This is a genomic window from Streptomyces actuosus (assembly GCF_016921115.1).
Lineage (GTDB): Bacteria > Actinomycetota > Actinomycetes > Streptomycetales > Streptomycetaceae > Streptomyces > Streptomyces actuosus_A.
Map to the genome: position 1 here is coordinate 101174 of NZ_JAFFZS010000017.1, position 11081 is coordinate 112254.

Sequence of the window (11081 nt, forward strand, 5' to 3'; positions counted from 1 at the left end):
ACGCGGGGCGCCGGAAGCAATAGAGGTCAAGATCACTTCACCCGGATGTTTGATCGCGGCGCACCCGTTTGGCGGTGGGGGTGCCGGGAGCGGTCCGGGCGGGGAGGTCTAGTCTCGCGATGTGGACCATTCTCGCACCCGGCCGCGTGTCGGCCACATCCAGTTCCTGAACTGCCTGCCCCTGTACTGGGGGCTCGCGAGAACCGGCACGCTCCTCGACTTCGAGCTCACCAAGGACACCCCGGAGAAGCTCAGCGAGCAGCTGGTGCGGGGAGACCTCGACATCGGCCCCGTCACCCTGGTCGAGTTCCTGAGGAACGCCGACCGGCTGGTCGCCTTCCCCGACATCGCCGTCGGCTGCGACGGCCCGGTGATGTCCTGCGTGATCGTCTCGCAGGTCCCCCTGGAGGACCTCGACGGCGCCCGCGTCGCCCTCGGCTCCACCTCGCGCACCTCCGTCCGCCTCGCCCAGCTGCTGCTGGCGGAACGCTTCGGCGTGCGGCCCGACTACTACACCTGCCCGCCCGACCTCAGCCTGATGATGCAGGAGGCGGACGCCGCGGTGCTCATCGGGGACGCCGCCCTGCGGGCCAACCTGCTCGACGGGCCCCGCTACGGACTCGACGTGCACGACCTCGGGCAGCTGTGGAAGGAGTGGACCGGGCTGCCGTTCGTGTTCGCGGTGTGGGCCGCCCGGCGGGACTACCTGGAGCGCGAACCGGTCATCACCCGCAGGGTCCACGAGGCCTTCCTCGCCTCCCGCAACCTCTCCCTGGAGGAGGTCGGCAAGGTCGCCGAGCAGGCCGCCCGCTGGGAGGCCTTCGACGAGGAGACCCTGGCCCAGTACTTCACCACCCTCGACTTCAGCTTCGGCCCGTCCCAGCTGGCCGCCGTCGCCGAGTTCGCGCGGCGGGTCGGCCCGACGACCGGGTTCCCCGCCGACGTGCGGGTGGACCTGCTCAGCCCCTGAGGACCCGCCGCGCGCGCCCGCGTCCCTCCGCTCCGCCCGTGAGTCGCGCCGTCGACGCCACTACCCTGTGCAGGCAGTGACGCGCCCACGGGGGACGAGGCGTACGTCGACCGGCGTACGGGGGAGGGACCACGCCATGCAGCCGCTCGCAGCCGACGAACCCACCGTGATCGGCCCCTACCGGCTGCTCGGCCGGCTGGGCTCCGGCGGTATGGGCCGGGTGTACCTGGGCCGCAGCGCCGGCGGGCGCACGGTCGCCGTGAAGGCCGTCCACCCGCACTTCGCGCTCGACGAGGAGTTCCGCGCCCGCTTCCGCCGCGAGGTCGAGGCGGCCCGCCGGGTCGGCGGCGCCTGGACCGCACCGGTGCTCGACGCCGACCCCGACGCCCCCGTGCCGTGGGCCGCCACCGCCTACGCGGCCGGGCCCTCGCTCGCGGCAGCGGTCGCCGGGCACGGTCCGCTGCCCACGGCCTGCGTACGGGCGCTGGGCGCGGGGCTCGCCGAGGCGCTCGTGGCCGTCCACGACCTGGGGCTGGTCCACCGGGACGTGAAGCCGTCCAACGTCCTGCTCACCCTCGACGGGCCCCTGCTGATCGACTTCGGCATCGCCCGTGCCACCGACGGCAGCGCTTCCCTGACCTCCACCGGCGTCTCCGTCGGCTCACCCGGCTACATGTCCCCCGAGCAGATCCTGGGGCACGGCGTCACGGGCGCGGCCGACGTCTTCTCCCTCGGCGCGGTCCTGACCTACGCCGCGACCGGCACGCCGCCCTTCCCGGGGGACTCCTCCGCCGCCCTCCTCTACAAGGTCGTCCACGAGCCGCCCCGGTTCGGCGAGCTCGCCGGCGAGCTGAGGGAGCTCGCGGCGGACTGCCTCGCCAAGGACCCGGCGGCCCGCCCGGCACCGGCCGAGGTGGCCCGCAGGCTCGCCCCCGAGGGCGCGGCCCGCCTGGTCGCGGGCGGCTGGCTGCCGGGTGCCCTGGTGGAGCAGGTGAGCCGCAGCGCCGTGCAACTGCTGAACCTGGAGGCGGCGGCCGGCCCCGGGCAGGGCCCGGACCGGACGTCCGGGCCCGTCGGGTTCGGCGACCTGGTGGCGGAGACCGCGGAACGGCCGGGCGGGACCGGACCCACCGCAGGCACCCGCCCCGCCGGAACAGCCGGCGGGACGGAGGCGTCGCGTTCCGCGCCCGTCGGCGCCGCCGGGTTCGGTCCGCCGCCCGTCATGTCGCCCCACTCCACCGAACGCGGCCCGTCGGCGGCCACCGCGCCCCCGCCGGGCGACGCCGTGCCGCCCGCGTCCGCCGTGCCTCCGCCCGGCGGCGCGGTGCCGCCCGCCGCATCCGGCGCGCGGGACACCGTCGTACCGCCCCGGGCTCCGGGGCGGCTCTCGGTCAGCGTGGCCGCCGACTCGACACCGGGCGAGGGCGGCCGGGGCCGGCGGCTGAGCTGCGCGGTGGCCCTCGCCGTCGCCGGGGTGCTCGCGGCCGTGACGGTCGGCTCGGTGTTCGTCCTGGACCTGCTGCCCGGTGGCGGGGACACAGGTGGCAGCAACGCCGGGGCCACACCGCCGGACAGCGCCTCGCGCGACACGTCGAGCGGCCCGTCGACCGGCGCGTCCGGCGTGGCGGGCGCCGTCCCCACCCGCTACCTCGGGACCTGGCAGGGGCAGGGCACCGGGCTGGGCGGCGCGCTGCCCATGGGCACCTTCCGGGTGACCGTCCGGCAGGCGGCCGTGGGCGGGAAGGTGGGCGAGGTGCGCAACACCGACCAACTCGGGGGCGTCTGCACCGACATCCTCACGCTGCGGCAGGTGACGAAGACCGAACTCGTCGTGTCGTCCGTCGGGGCCGACACCAACCACGCCGGATGCGACCGCGGACGCAGCACCGTCCACCTCGTGCCGGAGGGCGGCGACCTCGTCTACCGGTCGGAGAGCTCGGCGTCGGGGAACCCCGTCGCGCGGATGTCGAAGATCGAAGAGGGGTAGGTCTGCCGCAGGGGCGACCGGCCCGACCGGGACGGCCCGGGTGCGGGACAGCCCGGATGCCGAGGGGCAGAGGGCAGAGGGCGGGGGGACGGGGGACGAATGGACGATCTGGCCGTGATCGCCGTGGCCGCGGCCTGGGGAGCGGTCGCGGGCGGCCTGCTGCCGCGGGCCGTCCACCGCTTCTCCGTGCCCGCCGAGGAGGACTGGCGGGCCGCCTGCCCGTCCGGCCACCCGGTCCCGGGATGGCTCGGCCGGGCACGATGCGCACAGTGCCCCGCGGCGGATGCCCGGTACGGCCCCGGCACCCCGGCCCTGCTCCTCGTGACCGCCCTCGTCTGCGCCGCCCTCGCCGGTGCCACCGGCACCCGGCCGGAACTGGCGGCCTGGCTGCTGCTCGCACCCGTCGGGGTCCTGCTGACCGCCGTGGACATGCGGGTGCGCAGGCTGCCCGACGTGCTGACCCTGCCCCTGGCCGCCGCCGCACTCGGCCTGCTCGGCCTCGCCGCGCTGCTGCCCGAGCACGCCGGCAACTGGCCGACCGCCCTCTACGGCGCGCTCGCCCTGGGCGCCGGCTACCTCCTGCTGTTCCGCATCAACCCGGGCGGCATGGGCTTCGGCGACGTGAAGCTGGCGCTCGGCGCGGGAGCGGTCCTCGGCTGGTACGGCTGGGGGACGGTGCTGCTCGGCACCTTCGCCGCCTTCCTCCTCGGGGCGTTGTTCGGGGGCGTGCTCGTCCTCGCGGGGCGGGCCGGACGCCGCACGGCGATCCCGTTCGGCCCGTTCATGGCCGCCGGGGCGCTCGCGGGGGTGCTGGTGGGCGCGTACAGCGCGTGACTCGGCCTGGAGCGGGTGCGGCGAAACGCCTGGCGTAGGCTGGTTCGGTCCGTCCACACCCCTTGACGAAAGGGACGCCCGGTGACCGAGAAGGCCGACCTCCAGTCCGTGCTCGACCGTGCCGCCGCCGGTGGGCGGATCAGCCCCGAGGAGGCGCTCGACCTCTACCGCGACGCCCCGCTGCACGCGCTGGGCGCCGCCGCGGACGCCGTGCGCCGCCGCCGGTACGCGGGGACCGAGCACATCGCGACGTACATCATCGAGCGGAACATCAACTACACCAACGTGTGCGTCACGGCGTGCAGGTTCTGCGCCTTCTACGCCGCCCCGAAGGACACGGGCAAGGGCTGGACCCGCGATCTCGACGACATCCTGCGCCGGTGCGCCGAGACCGTCGAACTGGGCGGCACCCAGATCATGTTCCAGGGCGGCCACCACCCGGACTACGGCGTCGAGTACTACGAGAAGCACTTCCGGGCCATCAAGGACGCCTTCCCGCAGCTCGTCATCCACAGCCTGGGGGCGAGCGAGGTCGAGCACATGGCCCGCATCTCCGGGGTCACCGTCGAGGAGGCCATCACCCGGATCCACGAGGCCGGTCTGGACTCGTTCGCCGGCGCCGGCGCGGAACTCCTGCCCGAGCGGCCCCGCAAGGCGATCGCCCCGCTGAAGGAGTCCGGCGAGCGCTGGCTGGAGATCATGGAGATCGCGCACCGGCTGGGCGTGGAGTCCACCTCCACCATGCTCATGGGCACCGGCGAGACCAACGCCGAGCGCATCGAGCACCTGCGGATGATCCGCGACGTCCAGGACCGCACGGGCGGCTTCCGGGCCTTCATCCCGTACACCTACCAGCCCGAGAACAACCATCTGAAGGGCCGCACCCAGGCCACGATGTTCGAGTACCTGCGGATGATCGCGATCGCCCGCCTCTTCCTCGACAACACGGCGCACATCCAGGGCTCCTGGCTCACCACCGGCAAGGAGATCGGCCAGCTGTCCCTGCACTACGGCGCGGACGACCTCGGCTCGATCATGCTGGAGGAGAACGTGGTGTCGTCGGCCGGTGCCAAGCACCGCTCCAACCGGCTGGAGATCATCGACCTGATCCGGAGGGCCGGCCGCGTCCCCGCGCAGCGCTCCACGACGTACGAGCACCTCGTCGTCCACGACGACCCGGCGAACGACCCCGTCGACGACCGCGTCGTCTCCCACATCTCCTCGACGGCCATCGAGGGCGGCACGGCTCATCCGGAGCTGAAGCTGCTGGCGTCCAACTGACCTCTCCGGGATTCGGGTTGGAGACCATTCACACTGCGGACCAGATGTACTCCCGCTGGGATCTGGCACCGGTCGGCGCCGGTGCCGTGGTCGTGGCGCGGGACCGGGTCGTGGCCCTCGGCGCCTTCGCGGACCTGCGCGAGCGGTGGCCGACGGCACGGGTGCGCACGTGGCCCGGTGCGCTGGGCCCGGGGCGGGTCCACGACGGGCCGCTCCCGGACGCGCCGACCCCCCGGGAACGCGTCCACGCGGTACTGAAGACGGGTGCGACGGCGGTCGTCGAGGAGCACCTCGACGCGCCCGGACTCCGGGCCGCCGCCGAGCGGAACGACCTGCTGGTCCTCCCACACGCCCGGCCGTCCCTCATCACCGACGCGGGCCGCGCCGACCTCGCCGTCCTCGACGCCGACGGCGCCTGCATCGCCACGGTCTGCGCCGGGCGCCTGGTCCACCGGCGCCGCTGAGGGGCCGTCGGCCCGCACCTCACCCGCCCGTCGGCCGGCACCGTCTCCCGTCGGCTCCGGCGGAGTGGCCGTGGCCCGCTCGGCCCGGTCCCACACCGCCGGTTCCCGCTCGGCCTCGTCCCGCCCGCCGGGCCCGTGCCGCCGTGCGGACGGGTGGGCGCGGCCGGGAGGAGGAAGCCGGCGCCCGCCCCTGCCGAACGCCCTGCAAGAATGGCGGCGTGACCCGCGCATCCCTGGACAAGCAGCCGCACGAAGTCGCCTCGATGTTCGACGACGTGGCGGAACGGTACGACCTGACCAACGACGTGCTGTCCCTGGGCCAGACCCGGCTGTGGCGCAAGGAAGTGGCGAAGGCCGTGGACGCCCGCCCGGCGCAGAAGGTCCTCGACCTCGCCGCCGGTACCGCCACCTCCTCGCTGCCCTTCGCCCGCACCGGGGCGTACGTCGTCCCCTGCGACTTCTCGCTCGGCATGCTCCAGGTCGGCAAGAAGCGGCACTCCTGGCTCCCGCTCACCGCGGGCGACGCCACCCGGCTGCCGTTCAAGGACGACACCTTCGACGCGGTGACGATCTCCTTCGGGCTGCGCAACGTGCAGGACACCGACACGGCGCTGAGCGAGATGCACCGGGTGACCCGGCCCGGCGGGCGGATCGTCATCTGCGAGTTCTCCCACCCGACCTGGACGCCCTTGCGGACCGTCTACACCGAGTACCTGATGCGCGCCCTGCCCCCGGTCGCCCGCGCGGTGTCCTCCAACCCGGACGCCTACGTCTACCTCGCCGAATCCATCCGCGCCTGGCCCGACCAGCCGGCCCTCGCGCAGCTGCTGCAGAAGGCCGGCTGGTCGAAGGTGGCCTGGCGGAACCTGACCGGCGGGATCGTCACGCTGCACCGCGGCTTCAAGGAGAGCTGAGGCCTTCGGTTCCGCGGAGAGCCGGGCCCTTCGTTCCACGCGGCGCCGGGAGTTGCCACCCGGCGGGGAGCGAGCCCCGATGCCCGCAGGGGAGCGAGGCCCGTGGCGGTGTGGGGGGAGTGACGGCCGTGGGCCGCGGGAAGAGCAGGGCCGCGGCGCGGCCGGCGGGAACCCGGAGGCCGTGTCCTCGGGGCGGGCCCGCGGCCTCAGGGGGAGCCGAGGACCACGTGGAGGCGGCCCGGTTCGTCCAGCTCCCGCTGCACCCCGCCGTGGGGTGGAGGCGGGACGCGGGGCTCGCGCACGCCCCCACCGCCCTCGCCCTCCCCGAAGTCGAACCACACGTACACCACGGAGTCGCGCGGCACCTCGGAGCCGGGCTGCGGGTACTGGCGCACGACATGGTCGACGACGGCGAGGTGGAAGTCGGGCCGGTCCGGTGCGCTGACGAGGAGGCCCCGGGACAGGGCCGCCTGCCGTGCGTCCACGGCCATCAGCCCGACCAGCCTCGGCACACGCACTTCGGGTGTCTTGGGTGTTATGGGCACAGATGTCACCCCCAGCGGTACCGGCAGGGTAGCCGTCCGCGCCTGCCACCCGGAAGGGCGAGGTGTCTTTCTGTGACAGTCGGTGACTGTCAGTCACAACTCCAGGCGGTAGCAGTGCCCCTGCCGCTGCGAGGCCGGCGTCGTGAAGGTCTCCGCGAGCCGCATGCCCAGCCGCTCGGCCACCGCGATCGAGCGCCGGTTGCGGGCGTCGACCATCGCCACCACGTCGCCCACGCCCGCGGCGCGCAGCCGCTCCAGCGTCATGCGGGCCGCGGCTGTGACGTAGCCCCTGCCCCAGTGCTCCCGGCCGAGCCGCCAGCCGATCTCTATCTCGCCCGCCGGCCCCCACTCCCACGGCCACGGCTGGGCGCCGGTGAACCCCACGACCCGGTCCTCCTCGTCCAGCAGCGTCCACAGGCAGAAACCGCGCTCGGCGTCGTGCCGGCGCTGGCGCGCCGTGAGCTCCTCGTAGACGGACAGCTCGGCGGTCCTCCCGCCGTGGAACTCCATGACGTCCGGGTGGTCGAAGACCCGGTGCCAGGCGACGGCGTCCTCGTCGGTGGGGACACGCAGCCGTACCACGGGGAGAGTTCGGTTCACGGGGCAGCCCTTCAGCCGGTCGATCCATGCTGCTGAATAGACTGCCCATGTCCCGTGCCCGTCGGCACACGTATTTCGAACTTGGGGAGATCCCGCCGTGACCGTCGTGACCGAGCCCCTCTCCGAGAACACCGCCGATGTGATCGTCGTGGGCGCGGGCCCGGCCGGTTCCACGACGGCGTACCACCTGGCACGGGCCGGGCTCGACGTCCTCCTTCTGGAGAAGACCGAGTTCCCGCGCGAGAAGGTCTGCGGCGACGGGCTCACGCCGCGGGCCGTCAAGCAGCTCGTGGCCATGGGGATCGACGTCTCCGAGGAGGCCGGCTGGTTGCGCAACAAGGGCCTGAGGATCATCGGCGGCGGCGTGCGCCTCCAGCTGGACTGGCCGGATCTCGCCTCCTTCCCCGACTACGGCCTGGTCCGCAAGCGCGACGACTTCGACGAGCAGCTCGCCCGCCAGGCGCAGAAGGCGGGGGCGCGGCTGTACGAGCGCTGCAACGTCTCCGGCCCGATCGTCGACGACCGCACCGGCCGCATCACCGGCGTGACCGCCAAGCTCGGTGAGGACAAGCGCCCCGTCACCTTCCACGCGCCGCTGGTGGTGGCCGCCGACGGCAACTCCACCCGCCTCTCCCTGGCGATGGGTCTGCACCGCCGTGAGGACCGCCCGATGGGCGTGGCCGTCCGGACGTACTTCACCTCCCCGCGCCACGACGACGACTACCTGGAGTCCTGGCTGGAGCTGTGGGACCGGCGCGGAGCCCAGGACCGCCTCCTGCCCGGCTACGGCTGGATCTTCGGCATGGGCGACGGCACGTCCAACGTGGGCCTGGGCGTGCTCAACACCTCCGACTCCTTCAAGGAGCTGGACTGGCGCGAGGTCCTCAAGGCCTGGTGCGCCTCCATGCCGGAGGACTGGGGCTACACGCCGGAGAACATGACCGGCCCGATCCGCGGTGCGGCCCTCCCGATGGCCTTCAACCGCAAGCCCCACTACACGCGCGGGCTGCTGCTCGTCGGTGACGCGGGCGGACTGGTGAACCCCTTCAACGGCGAGGGCATCGCCTACGCCATGGAGTCCGGGCAGCTCGCCGCCGAGGTCATCGTCCAGGCGCACGCGCGGGCCACGCCCGGGCAGCGCGAGCTCGCCCTCCAGGGCTACCCGCGCGTGCTCAGGGACACCTACGGCGGCTACTACACCCTGGGCCGCGCCTTCGTGAAGCTCATCGGCAACCCGAAGGTCATGCAGATCGCCGCTCAGCGCGGCCTGACCCACCCGCTGCTGATGAAGTTCACCCTCAAGCTCCTGGCCAACCTCACCGACCCGACGGGCGGCGACGCCATGGACCGCATCATCAACGGCCTGAGCAGGGTGGCTCCCAAGGCCTGAGCCCGGCCCGGTGCCGGCTCCCCGAGAGCCGACGAGGGCCGCAGCCCCCGAGCGGCTGCGGCCCTTCGCCGTACCTCCGTGACACCGCCCCGTGCGTGCCGCACGGGGCGGGGACGTGCGTCAGAGCACCCGCACCGCACCCGACGGCGGGTCGTACGACAGCGGCTTCTCGACGACACCCGACGACGGGTTCTGCGCGCCGACGAACATGCCGTCGCCGACGTACACCGCCACGTGGTACGCGCTGCCCGCGCCGCCCCAGTAGAGGATGTCGCCCGGCTGAAGGTTGCTCAGCGACACCTGGGTGCCGGCGGTGGACTGGGACTGGGAGACCCGCGGCAGGTCGACGCCGACCTGCTTGAAGGCCGCCTGGACGAGGCCCGAGCAGTCCCAGGAGCTGGGGCCGGTGCCGCCGGAGACGTAGGCGTCACCGACCTGCGCCTTCACGAAGGCCACCACCGCGGCGGCCGAACCCGTGGCCGTCGACGCGCTCGTGGAGGCGCTGGAGGCCGCGGGGGCGGCGAGGGCGACCCGCTCGCTGCTGCGCGAGGCCCGCGCGGCGGCGGCCCTGCGGGCGTCCTCCTCGGCCTTCTTCTTGGCCTCGGCCTCCTTCTTCTTGGCCTCGGCGAGGTTCTTCTCGGCCTGCTGTGCGGCCTTCGCCGCGGCTGCGTCCCGCTCCGCCTGCAGCTCGAAGTTGGCGGCGGCCAGTTGCGTGGCCTCCGCGGACCGGGCGACCTGTGCGGACAGGTCGGCCGTCAGGGTCGGCAGTTCGAGGGTCTGCGTCGTCTCGGACTCGGCGGCGCTCGCCGAAGCGGACGCACCGGCCACTGCCAGGGTGCTGAGGACGCCACCGGCAACTCCGGCCCGCATCGCGATCTTCGACGCGCTGCGGCGGGGCTTCCGGTGGCTGCGTATGTGAGCGGTGTGGGACATGGCTACTACGGGTATCAGGGGCTCCTCCATACCTTCAAGCAACGTGTGGTCCGCCACAGTTGCTCAACGGAAGCCCCGAATCCCGCGCGTGTCGTTTCTTATTGACGCCGTAACGGACATTACGGACGCCCGTCAACACGCCTTTGATCACGTACTTTCGTCATTACGCCCGAAATGCCCCTCGCCTACCACCGGTTGAGGTCGATGGCCAAGCCCGGTTCTCATGGGTCTCTCGTCGATGTGGCCGAGGTCACGGAACGGTCACCATGCCGGTCGCGTCCCGTGTGCGAGGTGCGGTCGGGTCGCGGTGGAGCCGCGTTCGGGTCGCGGCCGGATCGCGGCCGGATCGCGACCGCCGGACTTCGTGAACGCGTGCACGCGTCCACATCGACCCACCCGGCTCCCCCTGATGTGTGAACGCGTCTCCTAGCAAGGCGCCGCGTCCAACACCAATTTGCATGCAGCGGAAGTCTCTTGATATGGAGACGACCCTTCTGAGCTGCCATGACGAGCGAAAATGTCACCTCTGGTGATTACTCGGACGCTTCCTGTACGAAGATCACCGCTCATCCGGCTTCATGATCCTTCGTCAGGTGGTGGAGATCACAAAGGTCGTGCAATACCCCGTGTCGCAGATCACAGACCTGCGGGCATAAGATGCACGCGGTTGGGCTTGTGACCTGCTTCACATGTTCCCGATCTTCGCCGGGGCGGGCGGGGTTCGAGGGGCTGATGAGGCGGACGTGGGCCTGATGCAAACCGCCAGCAGTCAGTGCCGACTGAGAGGAGCGAGGAGCGGTGAACGCGTATGCGCCCATCCTCGTACTGGGAGCCCTCGGGGCAGGCTTTGCGATCTTCTCCGTGGTCATGGCCACGCTGATCGGTCCGAAGCGGTACAACCGCGCCAAGCTCGAAGCCTACGAGTGCGGTATCGAGCCGACCCCCACGCCGGCCGGCGGCGGGCGCTTCCCCATCAAGTACTACCTGACGGCGATGCTCTTCATCGTCTTCGACATCGAGATCGTCTTCCTCTACCCGTGGGCCGTCACCTTCGACGCCCTGGGTGTGTTCGGGCTCGTGGAGATGCTGCTCTTCGTGCTCACCGTCTTCGTCGCCTACGCCTATGTGTGGCGGCGCGGCGGCCTGGAATGGGACTGAGGGGC

At 72.6% G+C, this 11081-nt stretch carries 11 protein-coding genes; 8 read left to right on the forward strand and 3 right to left on the reverse strand.

Annotation, left to right across the window (positions count from 1 at the left end):
* Positions 1-121 precede the first annotated feature (121 nt).
* The 6 genes from JS756_RS21490 (at position 122) to JS756_RS21515 (ending at position 6450) form a co-directional block, all read left to right on the forward strand.
* Positions 122-970: a menaquinone biosynthetic enzyme MqnA/MqnD family protein gene (locus JS756_RS21490; RefSeq protein WP_205384777.1), complete on the forward strand. Its 849-nt coding sequence runs from the start codon at positions 122-124 to the stop codon at positions 968-970.
* 136 nt (positions 971-1106) lie between these two features.
* Positions 1107-2957 carry a serine/threonine-protein kinase gene (locus tag JS756_RS21495; RefSeq protein ID WP_205384778.1) on the forward strand — a complete coding sequence of 617 codons (1851 nt, stop codon included), beginning with the start codon at positions 1107-1109 and terminating at the stop codon, positions 2955-2957.
* Between the two features lie 99 nt (positions 2958-3056).
* Complete coding sequence (locus JS756_RS21500) at positions 3057-3791, forward strand: prepilin peptidase (protein ID WP_205384779.1); 735 nt, start codon at positions 3057-3059, stop codon at positions 3789-3791.
* 81 nt (positions 3792-3872) lie between these two features.
* Positions 3873-5072: a cyclic dehypoxanthinyl futalosine synthase gene (gene mqnC / locus JS756_RS21505; RefSeq protein WP_205384780.1), complete on the forward strand. Its 1200-nt coding sequence runs from the start codon at positions 3873-3875 to the stop codon at positions 5070-5072.
* Positions 5073-5089: 17 nt separating this feature from the next.
* Entirely contained in the window at positions 5090-5536 is a 447-nt protein-coding gene (locus JS756_RS21510; protein WP_205384781.1) for an imidazolonepropionase-like domain-containing protein, read from the forward strand.
* A 218-nt stretch (positions 5537-5754) separates the two neighbouring features.
* Positions 5755-6450 carry a demethylmenaquinone methyltransferase gene (locus tag JS756_RS21515; RefSeq protein ID WP_205384782.1) on the forward strand — a complete coding sequence of 232 codons (696 nt, stop codon included), beginning with the start codon at positions 5755-5757 and terminating at the stop codon, positions 6448-6450.
* Between the two features lie 206 nt (positions 6451-6656).
* On the opposite strand, the gene JS756_RS21520 is transcribed toward JS756_RS21515, so the two are convergent.
* Positions 6657-6968 (reverse strand): PASTA domain-containing protein, encoded by a 312-nt coding sequence (locus JS756_RS21520; protein ID WP_205384783.1) that lies wholly within the window; start codon positions 6966-6968, stop codon positions 6657-6659.
* A gap of 120 nt (positions 6969-7088) precedes the next feature.
* Positions 7089-7595, reverse strand: a complete 507-nt coding sequence (locus tag JS756_RS21525; protein ID WP_205384784.1) for a GNAT family N-acetyltransferase — start codon at positions 7593-7595, stop codon at positions 7089-7091.
* A gap of 97 nt (positions 7596-7692) precedes the next feature.
* On the opposite strand from JS756_RS21525, the gene JS756_RS21530 reads away from it, so the two are divergent.
* Positions 7693-8985: a geranylgeranyl reductase family protein gene (locus JS756_RS21530; protein ID WP_205384785.1), complete on the forward strand. Its 1293-nt coding sequence runs from the start codon at positions 7693-7695 to the stop codon at positions 8983-8985.
* Positions 8986-9105: 120 nt separating this feature from the next.
* On the opposite strand, the gene JS756_RS21535 is transcribed toward JS756_RS21530, so the two are convergent.
* Positions 9106-9918: a C40 family peptidase gene (locus JS756_RS21535; RefSeq protein ID WP_205384786.1), complete on the reverse strand. Its 813-nt coding sequence runs from the start codon at positions 9916-9918 to the stop codon at positions 9106-9108.
* 798 nt (positions 9919-10716) lie between these two features.
* On the opposite strand from JS756_RS21535, the gene JS756_RS21540 reads away from it, so the two are divergent.
* Positions 10717-11076 carry an NADH-quinone oxidoreductase subunit A gene (locus tag JS756_RS21540; protein ID WP_007383963.1) on the forward strand — a complete coding sequence of 120 codons (360 nt, stop codon included), beginning with the start codon at positions 10717-10719 and terminating at the stop codon, positions 11074-11076.
* Positions 11077-11081: the final 5 nt, after the last annotated feature.